Raw genomic sequence first — 16,000 nt, 5'->3', positions numbered from 1 at the left:
CGCTCAGTTCCTGCCTGCCGCGCCGGCGGCATCCTGCAGGCGCAGGCGCCGCTGCTTCTCGGCGATCAGGCGGCGCATGTTGTGCAGCGAGGCCAGCATCAGGTACGCGCCTTCCAGATAGCCGGCGCGGTTGAGCGCGGCCAGCGCGGCGCCGTCCAGTTGGGCCAGGCGCTCACGGTCGATCGCGTGCAGGCCGTTCACGCCGACGCGGTGCTGCGCATCGAGCTGCACGTCGAGCGCCACCGGCTGGATCAAGCCGTGTGCATCGAGCGCGGCGAACATCTCCGCGCCGAATGCATGGCCTTCGTGGATACCGCGCAGCACGCCGGCGATGTGGTCGAGATAGGGCGTGTTGCCGCCCTGCGGCAGAAACACCGGCTCGCCCTGCAGCGCCGTCACCCGCGGATGCTCCATGTCCACGTGCAGCACCGCGTCCTGGGTCAGCACGCCGTCGATGCGCTGCTCCTGGAAGCCGATCAGGAACGGCCCCTTGGCCGCCGCCCCAGGGAGATAGGAGGCCGTCCAGCGCCGCTCCTGCAGGAACAGGTTCTCGTGCTGCTCGAACCCCAGCAGCACCACCGACTGCCAGGCGCCGTCCGCCGGATCCTTGCGCAGGAAGATCGGATATTCCCGCTGCAGCTCGGCGTACTCGCTGGGGTAGGCCGGCACCATCCCCACCGCGTCGCCGAACTCCGGACCGAAGTCGGTGGCCACGCGCAGGTCGCGATGGGCGATGTTGTTGAGCATCTCGTAACGCGGCATGGTGGTGCGCACTCCCCTCTGGAGTCCGGCACGGGGCGCCGCCGCAATCGCAGCGGCGCCCGTGGCGACATGCGAAGAGAACCTCTCCGCCTTGTTCAGAACTTATAGCGAACGCCCAGCATATAACGCGGGCTCTGGTCGGCCAGCTTCACGATCATCTTCGAGGTGCGCGAGCGCCAGCGTACGTCCTCGCCGGTCAGGTTGATCGCCTCCAGCCCGAACGACCAGTGATCGTTCAACGTGTAGTTCACGCTGAGATCCCACTGTTCGTAGGGTTCCACATAGTACGGATTGCGGCTGGTACCCTGGTTGGCCAGGATCAGGTACTGGTCGCGCCAGTTCCAGGCCAGGCGCACCGACCAGCCGTACTTCTCGTACATCAGCACCGCGTTGGCGGTGTCGCTCAGGCCGGTGAGCGCGAACTGGTCGATGCCCGGGTCGCCACCGTTGTCGTAGCCGACGTCGCCCTTGACGATGGTGTAGTTGGCGAGGATGCCGAACCCGGTGTCGCCGAGGAAGTACTGCCCGCCGAGCTCCCAGCCGTGCAGCTTGGCCTGGTTCTGGTTGATCGGACGGTTGACGTTGAACTCGTACAGCGGATCGTCGGCCTCGCCGTAGAGATCGTAGGCCGCTTCGGTCGCCAGCACCTGCGCACCGGTGCCGTTGTAGGCGGCCAGGCCGGCCGGGTTGTTGCGCAGCAGGGCCAGCGCGGTGAACAGCGAGGTGTCGTTGGCCGAGCAGGCCGCCGCATTGGCCGGGCCGACCTGGGCCAGACAAGCGCCGCTGGTGAGGAACGCCAGCGCCGACTTCGCGTCCGGACCCGAGGTGGGATCGCGCAGGCCGTACAGATTCTCCTGCACGACGGTGTTGCCGATGAAGTTGTTGACCGACTTGTTCCAGTACGTCACCGACAGGTAGCTCGCATCGGCGAAGTACCACTCCAGCGCCAGGTCGAGGTTGTCGGACTCCAGCGGCTTCAGCGACGGATTCTGCGCGTTGCCGCTGGCCCGCGAGGACGGATCGATCAGCACCGAGCCGAACGGCTGCTGCGCCCCGGGGCCGGCATACAGATTGCCGATCGGCGCGCGCGCGATGCTCTTGCCGAAGGAGACGCGGCCTTTCAGCGTATCGGTGAGGTCGATGCTGAAATCCAGGTTGGGCAGGATGTAGCTGTACGTGGTCTTCTCGCTGAACGGCTGCTGCTCGTTGGACAGCACCACGCGGAAGTCGTTGTTGGACTGCCACTCGATCGCCTCGGGCGTGGCGATGATCGAGGTCGACACCACGTCGGTGGTTTCGTAGCGCACGCCAAGCCGTGTATTGGTGCGCCGACCGGCCAGCTCGCCATCCAGTTCCACCTGGAAGTACGCCGAGCGGGTCTTCTCCTCCACGAAGTTGTCGGCGGCGCGCTGCGGGCTCACGCCCAGGCCGACGCCGTACTGGCTGGCCGCCCATTCCGCCAGCCGGCCCGCATCGCCGCGCCATGCCGGCCAACTCGTCCCGCCGTAGTCATGGAACAGGCCGATGATGTTGACCGGCTGCATCAGGTTCATCAGGCCGCCGGCGGTATCCCGATCGACGTTGGCCACGCCCCAGTCGCCCAGCGTGGAGTACGCCTCGGCGGCCTGGATGCGGTGGGTGGTCGACTTGTTGGTGTCCACGCCGAACTGGAAGCGGCCCTGGTCGAAGCTCCATTCCCCGTCGACGCGCGCCTGCTTGATCTGGCTGATCTGGCTCTGCGAGTTGACCCGCAGCACCTGCGAACCGATCTCGCCGGGCACGAAGCCCGGATTGACCACGCCATTGGCCTTGGCCGCGGCAGCGGCGTCGCTCGGATACCAGACCTGGGTGCCGATCGGCAGGCCATTGTTGAAGTTCAGCTCCTGCACCCAGGAGCCGCCGCAGTGCGGCCCGGTGGTGCAGTTGTTGGTGCCGGCGATGCTCATGAAGAGGGAGCCGCCACCGGTCAGCGGATCGTTCGGACGGCTTTCGTTCTTCGAGTCGTGCGCGTCGAAGCTGAGCTTGAGCCGGTCGGTCACGTTCCACACCGCATTCAGACCGAGCGAGCCCAGCTTGTACTTCTGCATGCTGCGCTGCTGCTCAAGGCCGAAATCCTTGGTGCCGGCGATCTCGCGGATGTAGGTCGGCACGGCCACCGCGCCGCTGGTATCGAACGTCACATCGGTGTAGTTGCTGTTCTGCAGCCACATGCCCTGCTCGCCACGATTCTCGGTGATCTCGTTGGTCGAGTAGGTGTAGTCCAGGGTCAGCGTCAGGCTGTCGGTGGGTGCGAACTGCAGCACCGCCTGGCCGTTGACGCGCTCGCGTTCGAACTCGGAGAACGCATAGCGCAGGTCGTTCGGGCGGGCGTACAGCGCGCCGATCTGCGGCGCATTGACCACGGTCGGATTGCCGGGCATCGAGCCCGTCCACGGCTGCACGTTCCAATAGTTCTCGGTGGCCTGCACCGAGCCGCCCTTGCGCTTCTGGTAGCTCGCGCTCACGCCGACGCCGAAGGTCTTGTCCGGATTGCTGTAGCTGAAGATGCCCGACAGTTCCGGGGTGATGTCGTTGTCGAACGGCTGGCTGCGGTCGGAGACGGCCTTGGCGCCGGCACTGGCGACGATGCCCTGGTGGTCGAACGGGCGCGCGGTCAGGATGTTGATGGTGGCGCCGATGCCGCCGCTGGGCATGTTGGCCTGGCTGGTCTTGTAGACCTCGATGCCATTGATCGCCTCGGCGGCGAGCTGGGCGAAGTTGAAGGCGCGGGTACCGCCATCGACGCCGCCGATGGCGACCTGGCCGGCAGCGCCGAACGCATCGGCGCCCGGCATCTGCCGCCCGTTGAGCGTCACCATGTTGAACTGCGGGCCGAAGCCGCGCGCGGTGACCTGCGCGCCTTCGCCATCGCGCCGTTCGATGGAGATACCGGTGATGCGCTGCAGCGACTCGGCCAGGTTGGTATCGGGGAACTTGCCGATGTCTTCGGCACTGATGGCATCCACCACGCCCGCGGCGTCGCGCTTGATGTCCATCGCCTGGCTGAGGCTGTTGCGCAGGCCGGTGACCTGGACCGTGTCCAGCTGCGTCGGGCTGCTCTGCGCCTGTTGCTCTGCCGCCGGCGCGGGCGTCGACGCGTCCTGTGCGAATGCGGGATTGATGACCAGGACGCCACCGACGAAGGTGAACATGGCCCTGGATTTGAACTTCGCCAGCGTGCGGCTCATGGACGAGCCCCCAGGTCTGGGCTACGACGAAACATAGAAGCGCTCATGACTCTCCCCTCTGACATGCGATCGATGGATGTACCGCCCCTCCCCTAAGAGGCACGCACGGGCGATGCCCGTCTTCCACGCCGAACATCGCAGCGCGCTCTGCGGTCGCTGCGACTCAAAACTCCGTTTCAGGATTGCCAGACGACGCGCGATAAAGGCTCCCCCCGAGCCCGACTGCCGCTGATTGATAGCGCTATCATCGCGTCACGGCGCAGACTACGCACCCGGGACATCGCTTGTCATCATGCGTCGCAACAAAGGACTGCATTCCTTGAAGAACACCCCCAAAACGACGCGTCGAAGAGGGAACGCCATCACCATCGACGACGTCGCGGCGCATGCGGGCGTCTCGCCGATGACCGTCTCGCGCGTCACCCACGGTCACGCCGGCGTGCGCGAGAGCACGCGCGAGCGAGTGACGCACAGCGTGCGCGCGCTGGACTACCGGCCCAACCCGGCCGCCAGCGCGCTCGCCGCCGCGCAGCGCACCTGCATCGCGTTGATCTATACCAATCCCAGCTCCAGCTATCTGCGCGAACTGCTGGTCGGCGCGCTGCGTGGTTCGACCCGCGTGGCGGCGCAACTGGTGATCGCCACGTGGGACGGACTGGGTCCGCGGGCACGCCGCGAGGCCGCACGCACGCTCTGCAGCAGCGTGGCAGGGGTGATTCTCCCCGCGCCCTTGTGCGAATCGAAAGCCATCGTCGCCGTGTTCGTCGACGCCGGCATTCCCGTCGTCTCCATTGCGTCGAGCCGGTTCAGCGACAGGCTGTCCTGCGTGCACATCGACGACCGCCGCGCCAGCCATGACATGGTCTCGCACCTGATCGCGCACGGGCATACGCGCATCGGCTACATCACCGGCGACCCGAACCAGACCGCCAGTGCGCACCGCTGGCAGGGTTACCGCGATGCCCTGGCGGATGCGGGCATCGACTACGACGCCGCGCTCGTGCAGCCGGGCGACTTCACCTATCGCGCCGGACTCGAGGCCGCCGAGCGACTGTTGGCGTTGCGGGCACGCCCCAGTGCGATTTTCGCGAGCAACGACGACATGGCCTCGGCGGTGGTGTCGGTGGCGCATCGTCGCCGCCTGAAGGTGCCGCAGGATCTGTCGGTGGTGGGATTCGACGACACGTCGGCGTCGACGATGGTGTGGCCGGAGCTGACGACCATCCATCAACCGGTGGCGGACATGACCGATGCGGCCATCGATCTGTTGTTGCGGGAGATCCGGCAAGGGGCTGGTTCCGAGCGCGCCTATGTCGATCATGTGGTGCCGCATCGATTGGTCGCGCGCGATTCGGTGTTGCGGCCTTCGCTGGTTCGCTAACCTCGTGCCATAGACGAGCGACCGGGAAGCCGCTGCAGATGCGGCGTCTGTGTCTCAGGTACGTAAAACGCTCATTCGCCGAACGCTTTTGCCGTTGCCGTTGCCGTTGTCGTTGCCTTTGCTGTGGCTGTGGCTGTTGCTGTTGCTGTGGCTGTGGCTTTTGCTGTTGCTTTTGACTTACCGGGTTCCCTTCCGAAGCGGCGAACCAGGCGGGAAAAACCCGAAGGGCGGCGCACATGGACGTGCGCCGTCCGCGGCAGGGGCAGGATGCCCCTTCCGCGGATCCCGCCTGGTTCGCGGACCCGGAGCGCGCAGCGCGGAGGGCGCGTAGGCAGGGCGCGCTTTCTTTTGGTTACCTTTTCTTTGCGCGAGCAAAGAAGCGCTTCTCAGCAGCCGAAGGCTGATCAAAGTAACTCGCCCGAAAGGGCGAAAGCCTTTGCTGTTGCTTCAAGCTTTCGTGTCAGACAAGAAGAACCGTAGAAGCGGATTCAGCCGCGACCAACGTAATCGGTCATGCATGTCGTGGCGTAAGCCGCTTGTGTCAAATAAGGGTCTATCGTTGTAGGTGAGAGCGGAGTGCGGCAGGCCGTTTAGCCGCAGTGCCAGCAAGCACGAGTAGGAGTCAGCGCCGCCGCACTCCGGTTCTCCTGCCTGACAAGCCCGAACAGTTGCCCGAGTGACGAGCTCGAACTCCACAAGCATGGGCATCGGCAGGAGCGCTCTCGTCCATGAGTCTACTGCGGAGAACGTCTATGCGGCGCCATGTCGGGATCGATGTATCCAAGGCTGAGCTGGTCATTCATGTCCTGCCGGACGAGCAGGCCTGGACCCAGCCCAATACGCCACAGGGGCAGCGTGCGCTGGCCCAACGTCTGGCTGGGATGGACTGCGAGCGGATCGTGCTGGAAGCCAGTGGCGGCTACGAACATGCCGTGCTGCAGGTGCTCCGAGAGGCGGACCTGCCGGCAGTGCGGATGGCCGCCGATCGTCCGCGCAAGCTCGCCCAGGCCTTGGGCCTGCATGCCAAGACCGATGCCCTGGACGCGCGCCTGCTGGCCATCGCCGCCCAGCACATCCCGACCACCCCCACGCCCGTGGTGCCCGGGCACCAGCAGTCTCTTCGCGAACTGCTGGACCTGCGTGCCACCCTGGTGGGCCAGCGCGATGCCCATCGGCGGCGCTTGGAACACATTACCAGCGCCAAGGCGCAACACCGCTGCCGAGAGGTGATCGCCCTGCTGAACCAGCAGATCCAGACGTTGACGCAGGAGATCGAGCAGCAGGGCAAGACCTGCTCGAGCCTACCCAAGGTGCCTGGGCTCGGGACGATCCTGCGCGCGGTTCTGGCCGCGCGGCTGCCAGAGCTGGGCACGCTGCCGCCACGCAAGCTCGCTGCCTTGGTCGGGCTGGCCCCGTTCAATCACGACAGCGGTTGCTGGAAAGGCCAGCGCCGCATCAAAGGTGGACGTGCCGACGTGCGGCGCGTGCTGTACATGGCCACCTGGGCCAGCATCCGCGCCAAATCCCCCTTGGCCAACACCTACGCACGTCTGCGCGCAGCGGGCAAGCCGGCCAAGGTCGCCATCGTCGCCTGCATGCACAAGTTCCTGCGCTGGCTCAATGCCATCGCGCGCGATCAGGCCCCGTACGCTCCTCCTGTCATCGCAGGTGCATGACAGTTGACTCCTACAATCCAGCGGCCGCCGTAGTAACAGCAAGTGCATGAGCAAGTGCGATAGCGAGAGCAAGTGCAATAGCAAAGCTTTCGCCTTGCGGCGAGTTACTTTTCTTTGCTTGTGCAAAGAAAAGTAACCAAAAGAAAGCACACCCTGCCTCGCGCCCTCCGCGCTAACGCGCTCCGGGTCCGCGTCCAGCCCGGGGATTCGCGGAAGGGGCATCCTGCCCCTGCCGCGAACGGCGCACATCCATGTGCGCCGCCCCTTCGGGGTTTTTCCCCGGGCCGGCCGCCGCTTCGGAAGGGAACCCGGCAAGTCAAAAGCCGAAGCAACGGCAACGGCAACGGCAACGGCAACGGCAACGAGCATCTTGCTCGGTGCGGAAACAAGCAATCGAAAAAACCAGACCGACGGCGACGCGTTGCCAACGCCTAGTTCCCCGCCACCCACCGCGTCGGCCAAGTCGTCGACAAGATCGCCGCACCAGCGCGCGCCATCCGCCTCGCAACTGCGCTACCTTGCACCCAAGGCGCGCCCTCGCGCCCAAGCCGCCCCCGGAGATCACATGCCCCTGCTCCATCGGTCCCCTACCGCGCCACAACACACCAGCCGCCATCGCGCCTGGCGCATCGGCCTCGCACTGCTGTGCGCCCTGATCGCCGCGCCCGGCATGGCCGCCGACACCGCCGTGCCGGCCCTGCAGCGCGCGCAGCAACTGATCTTGGTGCTGGCACCGGACTGGGACAGCCCGCAGGGCACGTTGCAGGCGTTCGAGCGCGACGCGAAAGGCTGGCGCGCGCAGGGCAAGGCCTTCGACGTGAGCCTCGGCCGCCACGGCAGCGCCTGGGGCCTGGGCCTGCATCCGGCACAAGACGACGGCCCGCAGAAACGCGAAGGCGATGGCCGCAGCCCGGCCGGCGTGTTCACCATCGGCGAAGCCTTCGGCTACGCGCCGCGCATCGACAGCGCCATGCCCTACCAGGCGATGCAGCAGAGCAACTACTGCATCGATGTGCCCGGATCGCCGCTGTACAACCAGATCGTCGATGCCGACAAGGTCGGCAGCGCCGCGGTGGCCGGGTCCACCGAACCGATGCGCCTGGACCTGCAACACGCCGGCGACCAGCGCTACCGCGAAGGCTTCGTGATCCAGCACAACGCGCAGGCCACGCCGGGCGCCGGCAGCTGCATCTTCGCCCACCTGTGGCGCGCGCCCGGCGCGCCCACCGCCGGCTGCACCGCGATGCAGCCAGCGGACATGCAGCGGCTGCTGGCGTGGCTGCGGCCGTCGGCCGCGCCGCTGTTCGTGCTGCTGCCGCGCGATGCCTACCGGCGCCTGCAGGCCGACTGGGCGCTGCCGGCCGTGGAGCCGGCGTCGTGAGCCAGGCGCCCGCACCCGGGCTGGTCCGCGCGGTCAGCCGCTGGCAGATCGTCGGGTTGTCGATCAACGACGTGATCGGCAGCGGCATCTACCTGCTGCCGGCCGCCACCGCCGCCCTGCTCGGGCCGTTGAGCCTGTGGGCGGTGTTGCTGGCCGGTGTGGCGGTGGCGCTGCTGGTGCTGTGTTACGCGCAGGCGGCCAGTTACTTCGACGAACCCGGCGGCAGCTATCTATATGCGCGCGAGGCGTTCGGCCGTTTCGCCGGCTTCGAGATCGGCTGGATGATCTGGCTGACCCGGATCAGTTCGGCGGCGGCGCTGAGCAACGGCCTGGCCGATGCGGTGGTGCGCTTCTGGCCGGCCGCGGCCGGGGGCGGCGCGCGCCTGGCCATCGTGATCGGCTCGCTCGGCCTGCTCACCGCGATCAACGTGATCGGGGTAAAGTCGGCCGCGCGCACCGGCGTGGCGCTGGTGATCGGCAAGCTGGTGCCGCTGCTGCTGTTCGTGGCGATCGGCGTGTTCTACGTGGACTGGTCGTGGGCGTTCTCGGGCAAGACCCCGGACCCGCACGATGTCGGCAACCTCGGCGAGGCGGCGTTGCTGCTGCTGTTCGCGTACGCCGGCTTCGAGAACATCCCGGCCGCCGCCGGCGAATACCGCAATCCGCGCCGCGACGTGCCGTTCGCGCTGATCACCATGATCGTCACCGTCACCTTGATCTATGCCGCGGTGCAGGTGGTGGCGCAGGGCACGCTGCCCAACGTGGCGCAATCGGCGACGCCGCTGGCCGATGCCGCCAGCGGCTTCGGTGGCGAAGCGCTGGCGCTGATCCTCACCGTCGGCGCCACCATCTCCATCCTCGGCACCACCAGCAACACGGTGATGCTGGGGCCACGCTTCCTGTTCGCGCTGGCCAAGGACGGCTACGGCCCGGCGTTCCTGGCGCGGGTGCATCCGCGCTTCCGCACGCCGGCCGCGGCGATCCTGCTGCAAGGCGTGCTGTCGCTGGCGCTGGCGCTGTCCGGCTCGTTCGTGCAACTGGCGCTGCTGTCGATGGTCACCCGCCTGTTCGCCTACATCGGCACCGCCGCGGCGGTGCTGGTGCTGGCACGGCGCTACCGCGACCGGCCAGGCGCGCTGCGGCTGCCGGGCGGACCGCTGATTCCGCTGGCGGCGCTGTTGCTGGCGCTGGCATTGTTGCTCAGCGCCAGCTGGCAGAACCTGGCCGCCGCGGGCGTGGCGCTGCTGGTGGGCGCGCTGTTCTATCGGTTCCCGCGCAAGGACGCGGCGTGAACGCCTTCACGCCGCCTTGCGCGCAGGTCACGCGCGGATAACCGCGGCGCCCGGACGCTGGACGCCCACCAGCGAGAGCCGCCCGCCATGAAACGACGCCGCGTCTACAGCGCTCCGGATCTGCCCACCGCGACGCGTGCGCTGCAGGCCGCGCGCAGCGCCGGTCTCGACAACGACGATCTGTCGCTGGTCGCGCGCGGCGACATCGAGCTGGACGCCATCCCCGACGACCGCAAGGAAGGCAAGACCGACACCGTGCCGGCCGCGGCGCGCGGCGCCCTGGGCGGCGGCGCCGCCGGCCTGCTGGCTGGGCTGGCGGCGATCGCGGTGCCGCCGCTGGGCATCACCCTGGCCGGCGCAGGGGTCATGGCCATCGCCGGCGCCCTGGTCGGCAGTTGGTCCTCAGCACTGGTCGGATCCACCGTACCCGACCCGGTACGGCGCAACTTCGAAGAGGAAATCGAGGCCGGACGCATCCTGGTGGTGATCGAAGGCGAACCGGACCAGTTGGATGCCGCCGATGCGCCGCTGCGCGCGGTCGGCACCACGGCCTTGCCTTACGAAGCGGCGGCTGCCGCGCACTGACATCACGCCAGCTAGGCCAGGCCTGGCGCGAGACGCTCTCCGTTGCGCAGTTCCGTACTGACGCGGTTGCACGGCCCGAAGGCCCGCCGCCATGGCCGCCATGGCGTCGTCATCCGCGCGCGTGTCGTTCGTCAGGCGGCCGGTGTCAGCGACCGCATGCGCACCAACAGACCCGCGGCGTACACCAGCCCGTAGGCGATCAGCGCCGCGGCGATGCTCATGGTCAGCGGACTGGCGTTCTGCAGGGTTTCCGCGCTGCCGCCGGCGAAGGCGCCGCTGGCCCAGCGCCAGGCCAGGCGCCCGAGCAACAGCACGCTCAGCGCGGCACCGATCCAGGGATTGGGCGTATACCAGCGCGCGCCGTCCTGCAGCTCGATGCGGGTGTGGTGCAGGGCAAAGGCGCCCAGCGCGGCGCCGCCCACGGCGCCCAGCGCCATGCCCAGGCGCACGGCCGGCAACTGGACGGCCAGCCAGGTCAGCAGGCCCGCGACCAGCAGCAGGAACCCCAGCCGCACGCCGGTGCGCCGCGGCTGCCAGGGCTGGCGGCCGAAGTAGCGACGGATGCGTCGGTAATACAGCCAGCCGACGCCGGCCGTGGCCAGGTACGGGGTCAACAAGGCGATGCCGTTGGCGGCCATGGGATCTGTCGGTAGAGAGGGGGCGTAGCGGCGGATCGTAAGCCACCCCGAGCGCCTGCGCAGCCTGCCAGAAGGCATGAATGTTTCATATCGCGATCACGCCGCGCAGGGGCCGGATTAACGGCCGCGTGGCTAGCGTGAAGCGCATTCACCGCAACGGAGACCCAAGATGAGCGTTCCGTATCAGATTCCCGGCCGTGCGCCCAACGACGAGGACCGCAACAGCGTCTCGCAGTACTGGCGCGATCGTTTCGCCGACGAGCCCTATTACAGCGAAGGCGAGCGCTTCGAGGACTACGAGCCCGCCTACCACGCCGGCCACGAGGCGCGCATCCGCGACTTCAACCGCGCCTACGAGCAGGTGGAAGCGGAACTGCACCGCGACTGGGACAACAACAAGGGCTCGCAGACGCTGAGCTGGAGCAAGGCCCGCCACGCGGTGCGCCGCGCCTGGGAGCGTGCCGGCAACGGCGAATAAGGCGACGCGCCACCTTCCCACCTGTAGAAGCGGCTTCAGCCGCGACGGGCTTTACCAAGAAAGCCTGTCGCGGCTGAAGCCGCGCCTACGATGGCAGCACGGCGATGTCCTGATCGCACCCACGGTGCCATCACCTACGCATCGGCAGGCAGGCACGCCCCATGCTGCTCACCCGGCAGCGGCGCAACCGCCGCTGCCGGGTGTACTCCTCAACTCTCCAGCGGCTGCAACTTCAGCAACCGCCCACCGGCGCCATCCTCCAGCAGCCACAGCGCGCCATCCGGCCCCTGCTCCACCTCGCGGATGCGCTTGCCCATGTCGTAGCGCGCCGCCTCGCGTGCGCTCTCGCCGTCGAACTCGATCCGCACCAGCGACTGCGAGGACAGGCCGCCGATGAAGCCGTTGCCGCGCCACTGCGGGAAGCGGCTGCCGTTGTAGATGACGAAGCCGGCCGGCGAGATCACCGGCGTCCAGCTCACCTTGGGCGCAGCGAATTCCGGGCGCGTGCTGTGATCGGGAATCGGGCGTCCATCGTAGTGGTCGCCATTGGACACGATCGGGTAGCCGTAATTGGCGCCGCGCTGGATCAGGTTCAGCTCGTCGCCGCCGGCCGGGCCCATTTCGTGTTCCCACAACCGCCCGTTGGCGTCGAAGGCCAGACCGAGCACGTTGCGGTGGCCCAGCGACCACACCTGCGCGGCGACGCCGCCGCGGTTGGCGAACGGATTGTCGGCCGGCACGCTGCCGTCGTCGTTGAGACGCACGATCTTGCCCAGGTTGCCACTCATGTCCTGCGCCGGATCGAACTTCTGCCGCTCGCTGGAACTGATCCACAGCTTGCCGTCCGGGCCGAACGCCAGCCGATGGCCGAAGTGGCCGTTGCCGGACACCTTGGGCTGCTGCCGCCAGATCACCTGCTGCTGCGACAGGGTGCCGCCGCCGCTGCTGTCCAGGGTCAGCTTGGCGCGCATCACCGCCGCGCCGCGAGTGTCGCCGCTGCCGGGTTCGGCGTAGCTCAGGTAGACCCATCCGTTCTTGGCGAAGCCCGGATGCGGCAGCACGTCGCCGAGACCGCCCTGGCCGCCGTACGCCACGGTGGGGACGCCGCTGACCGTGCCGGTATGGCCGCTGACCGGGTCGATGCGCTTCAACGTGCCACCCTTCTCGCTGACCAGCGCAGTGCCATCGGGCAGGAAGCTCATCGCCCAGGGTTCGTTGAAGGTGGCGACCGGCGTCGCCGAGAACGGCCAGTCGCCGCGCCGCTCGGCGGCCGTGTCGGCGGGGGCGGCGTGCGCCGCAGAGATCGCCAGGCCCATGGCCAGCGCGCAAGCCAAACCCAGGGGAGTTCGCATGACGTGCACCTATCGGTTGGGGTCGAATCCCGAACCTAGCAGAGCCCGCGTGCACGGCAAGCATGCCGCGGCCAAGCCGTGGTCGCGGTCACGACGGCAGCGGTCTGCCCGCCCGGGGCAGCGCGCCAGACCGGATCACTCCAGCGGAGGCGGCAGCGTCTGCCCGACGTGGCGCTTGCCGCCTTGACCGGCCCCCACCGCATCGCGGGTGTTCTTCTGCACCGCCACTGCACCGAACAGGCTAAGCGCGAAGGCCATGGCATAGAAGCCTTTCTCGCTCAGCAACAAGGTTGCATTGAACAGACCGACTGCCAACAGCACCAGCGCCGCGATCACCGAGAACCAGCAGATCGAGTAATACAACGCGCTCACCGGAATGTCCTCGACGCGGTCGCGCACGCTCTTTTGCAGCGAGACCGCGGAAAACAGGCCGAACAGCAGGACCGTGAAGTAATACCCCTTCTCGTTCAACATCATTTCGGCATTCCACAAGCCGATCAGGAACCCGCCCGTGCCCAGCAGCAACGCCCCCCAGGAGGCAGCGATAAAGGCGGCGGAGGTCTTGGGCGCAGCTTGCATGAGAAATTCCTTGTGATGAGGGAAGACTAGGATCGGCGCATGGGCGAGGCGCAGCGCGCATCCCGACAACGCAACCTGAATGCATAAGGTAGAGGAAAGCGGCGAGTTACGCACCCGATCACAGTGGATGCCGCGCCGCCCCCGCCGTAGATGCCTGCAGCAGGCCGCATCGGAACGCTTCCGCAGATGCAGGCGGCGTCACGCCGCGTCCTGCATGGAAGGCCGGGAACGCAGGCCGCAGGCAGGAGCCGACGCGACGAGTACACGCGCCCGCACCCACGACAGGCGTCCGTTGCGACCCCACAGAGGCACGCCAGACCATGAAAGTGGCTGCAAGAGCAGCCAGCGCGCGTCCTCCGGGCGGCATGGCGCTGCCTCCGGATCGGGGCGATCCGCGCGGCCGAATCACCATCGGCGTCACGCCCACGTCGGCGACGGCTGGCGCTGCGCCAGGCTCAGCCGGGCAGCAGCTCGAAGGCCACGGGCTCGCCGCTGGCCGAGGACGCGCACACCCACAGGTCGAACAGGCCCGGCTCGGCCGCGCACTGTCCGTCGCGGCCGGTGAAGGCCAGCGCGTGGCGATCGAGGGTGAAGCGGACCTCCATGCCCTCGCCTGCGGCCAGCCGCACCTTGCGGAACGCCTTCAACTCGCGCACCGGGCGCACCCGGCTGGCGACGCGGTCGTGGATGTACAGCTGCACCACTTCCTCGCCTTCGCGCTCGCCGACGTTGTCGATGCGCGTGGTCACGGTCAGGGTGTCGTCCCAGCCGACCTGGGTGCGGTCGAGCTGCGGCGCGCCATAGGCGAACTGCGTGTAGCCGAGGCCATGGCCGAACGGATACAGCGGCGCGTTCGGCACCTCGCGCCAGCGCGACTTGAACTCGCTCATCGTCGGCAGTTCCGGCCGGCCGGTGCGCGGGTGGTTGTAGAAGTACGGCTGCTGCCCGGCATCCAGCGGGAAGCTCACCGGCAGGCGCGCGGACGGGTTGTAGTCGCCGAACAGCACGTCGGCCACCGCCGGACCGGTCTGCGTGCCCAGGTACCAGGTCACCGCGATCGCCGCGGCGTCGCGCACCGCACCCTGCAGCGCCAGCGCGCGGCCGTTGCGCAGCAGCACCACCAGCGGCGTGCCGGTGGCGGCGACCGCCTCGGCCAGCGCCTGCTGCGCCGGCGGCAGCACGATCTGCGTGCGCGACTGCGCCTCGCCGCTGTAGCGCTGCGGCTCGCCCAGCGCCAGCACCACCACGTCGGCGGCGCGCGCGGCGGCCACCGCCGCCTCGATGCCGCCGTCCAGCGGCGCTTCCAGGCCGCAGCCGGGCACCACGGTCAGCGCCTGCGCGTCGTCCAGCGCGGCGCGCACGCCGGCTTCCAGGGTCACATAGCGGCTCTTGTCGCCGAACAGGGTCCAGCAGCCCTCGATGTTGTCGCGGTCCTGCGCGAACGGGCCGATCAGCGCGATCTTCTGGCCCTGCTTGCGCAGCGGCAGCACCGGGCCGTCGTTCTTCAACAGCACGATCGAGCGCCGCGCCGCGTCGCGCGCCAGCGCATCGTGCGCGGCGATGTGCGACAGGTCGGCCTCGCGCGCCGGGTCCAGCGAACGGTACGGATCGTCGAGCAGGCCGATCGCTTCCTTCAGTTCCAGCACGCGGCGCACCGAGGCATCCAGCAGCGCCATCGGCACCTCGCCGTCCTCCACCAGCGACGGCAGGTGCGCGGCGTAGAAGCCGCTCTGCATGCTCATGTCCATGCCGGCCAGGAAGGCCTTCTTGGTCGCGTCGCGCTCGTCGGCGGCATAGCCGTGCGCGATCAGCTCCATGTCGGCGGTGTAGTCGGAGATCACCACGCCGGGGAATTTCCATTCGCCGCGCAGGATCTCGGTCAGCAGTTCGTGGTTGGCGCTGGCCGGCACGCCGTTGATGTCGTTGAAGGAGGTCATCACGCTCAGCGCGCCGGCCTCGAAGGCGGCCTGGAACGGCGGCAGATGCACGTCGCGCAGGGTCTGCGGGGCGATGTCGACGCTGGCGTACTCCATGCCGGCGGCGACCGCGCCATAGGCGGCGAAGTGCTTGGGCGTGGCCAGCAAGGCGTCGTCGGCGCGCAGGTCCGGCCCGTGGAAGCCGCGCACGCGCGCGGCGGCGAAGGCGCAGCCCAGCACCACATCCTCGCCGGCGCCCTCGGCGCCGCGGCCCCAGCGCTGATCGCGGGCGATGTCCACCGCCGGCGCGTAGGTCCAGTGGATGCCGGCGGCGGTGGCCTCGACCGCGGTGGCGCGCGCGGTGCGCTCGGCCAGTTCCGGCTCGAAGCTGGCGGCCTCGCCCAGCGGGATCGGGAACACCGTGCGCATGCCGTGGATCACGTCCGCAGCCAGGATCACCGGGATCCCCAGCCGGCTCTCCTCCAGCGCCACCTGCTGGATGCGCCGCCCCAGTTCCGCGCCGACGCCGTTGAACAGCGAGCCGACCCGACCGGCGCGCACCTGCTGCAGCACCTCGTCGGCATTGCGGACGTTGGCTTCCGGATTCACGTCGGGGGCGAACGGGCGCACCATGTCGGCGAAGACGCCGAGCTGGCCGACCTTCTCCTCGACGGTCATGCGGGCGATGAGCGATTCGATACGATCCGAAGCCATGGGGTCCTTTGAGAAAACG

The 16,000-nt window shown here is 68.3% G+C and carries 12 protein-coding genes; 6 read left to right on the top strand and 6 right to left on the bottom strand.

Annotation, left to right across the window (positions count from 1 at the left end):
- Positions 1-3 precede the first annotated feature (3 nt).
- Positions 4-762 carry a SapC family protein gene (locus RAB70_RS05875; RefSeq protein ID WP_192578950.1) on the bottom strand — a complete coding sequence of 253 codons (759 nt, stop codon included), beginning with the start codon at positions 760-762 and terminating at the stop codon, positions 4-6.
- Positions 763-857: 95 nt separating this feature from the next.
- On the bottom strand, positions 858-3,989 hold the full coding sequence (locus RAB70_RS05870) for a TonB-dependent receptor (protein ID WP_017911596.1): 3,132 nt from the start codon (positions 3,987-3,989) through the stop codon (positions 858-860).
- Positions 3,990-4,392: 403 nt separating this feature from the next.
- Between RAB70_RS05870 and RAB70_RS05865 the strand changes: the two genes are divergently transcribed.
- The 5 genes from RAB70_RS05865 (at position 4,393) to RAB70_RS05845 (ending at position 10,304) form a co-directional block, all read left to right on the top strand.
- Positions 4,393-5,370 (top strand): LacI family DNA-binding transcriptional regulator, encoded by a 978-nt coding sequence (locus RAB70_RS05865; protein ID WP_230979394.1) that lies wholly within the window; start codon positions 4,393-4,395, stop codon positions 5,368-5,370.
- Positions 5,371-6,122: 752 nt separating this feature from the next.
- Positions 6,123-7,046: an IS110 family transposase gene (locus tag RAB70_RS05860; protein ID WP_026143295.1), complete on the top strand. Its 924-nt coding sequence runs from the start codon at positions 6,123-6,125 to the stop codon at positions 7,044-7,046.
- Positions 7,047-7,611: 565 nt separating this feature from the next.
- The gene (locus tag RAB70_RS05855) at positions 7,612-8,427 is read left to right on the top strand and encodes a L,D-transpeptidase (RefSeq protein WP_148829654.1); all 816 of its coding nucleotides are present in this window, start codon (positions 7,612-7,614) and stop codon (positions 8,425-8,427) included.
- Complete coding sequence (locus tag RAB70_RS05850; RefSeq protein WP_017908671.1) at positions 8,424-9,719, top strand: APC family permease; 1,296 nt, start codon at positions 8,424-8,426, stop codon at positions 9,717-9,719. Before RAB70_RS05855 ends, RAB70_RS05850 begins: the two co-directional genes overlap by 4 nt.
- An 87-nt stretch (positions 9,720-9,806) precedes the next feature.
- Entirely contained in the window at positions 9,807-10,304 is a 498-nt protein-coding gene (locus RAB70_RS05845; protein ID WP_017908672.1) for a hypothetical protein, read from the top strand.
- A gap of 131 nt (positions 10,305-10,435) precedes the next feature.
- Here the strand turns inward: RAB70_RS05845 and RAB70_RS05840 are convergent, their stop codons facing one another.
- Entirely contained in the window at positions 10,436-10,942 is a 507-nt protein-coding gene (locus RAB70_RS05840; RefSeq protein ID WP_148829653.1) for a hypothetical protein, read from the bottom strand.
- A gap of 169 nt (positions 10,943-11,111) precedes the next feature.
- Between RAB70_RS05840 and RAB70_RS05835 the strand changes: the two genes are divergently transcribed.
- On the top strand, positions 11,112-11,420 hold the full coding sequence (locus RAB70_RS05835) for a hypothetical protein (RefSeq protein ID WP_017916324.1): 309 nt from the start codon (positions 11,112-11,114) through the stop codon (positions 11,418-11,420).
- Between the two features lie 209 nt (positions 11,421-11,629).
- On the opposite strand, the gene RAB70_RS05830 is transcribed toward RAB70_RS05835, so the two are convergent.
- The 3 genes from RAB70_RS05830 to RAB70_RS05820 all read right to left on the bottom strand — a co-directional run bounded on the left by RAB70_RS05830 (position 11,630) and on the right by RAB70_RS05820 (position 15,981).
- Complete coding sequence (locus tag RAB70_RS05830) at positions 11,630-12,772, bottom strand: PQQ-dependent sugar dehydrogenase (protein ID WP_043084971.1); 1,143 nt, start codon at positions 12,770-12,772, stop codon at positions 11,630-11,632.
- A gap of 135 nt (positions 12,773-12,907) precedes the next feature.
- Entirely contained in the window at positions 12,908-13,351 is a 444-nt protein-coding gene (gene yiaA, locus RAB70_RS05825) for an inner membrane protein YiaA (protein WP_043094380.1), read from the bottom strand.
- A 455-nt stretch (positions 13,352-13,806) separates the two neighbouring features.
- Positions 13,807-15,981, bottom strand: a complete 2,175-nt coding sequence (locus tag RAB70_RS05820) for a glycoside hydrolase family 3 N-terminal domain-containing protein (protein ID WP_148829652.1) — start codon at positions 15,979-15,981, stop codon at positions 13,807-13,809.
- Between the last annotated feature and the right edge of the window lie 19 nt (positions 15,982-16,000).

Source organism: Xanthomonas sontii (assembly GCF_040529055.1).
Classification (GTDB): domain Bacteria; phylum Pseudomonadota; class Gammaproteobacteria; order Xanthomonadales; family Xanthomonadaceae; genus Xanthomonas_A; species Xanthomonas_A sontii.
This window is presented reverse-complemented; position numbering and strand designations above follow the sequence as displayed.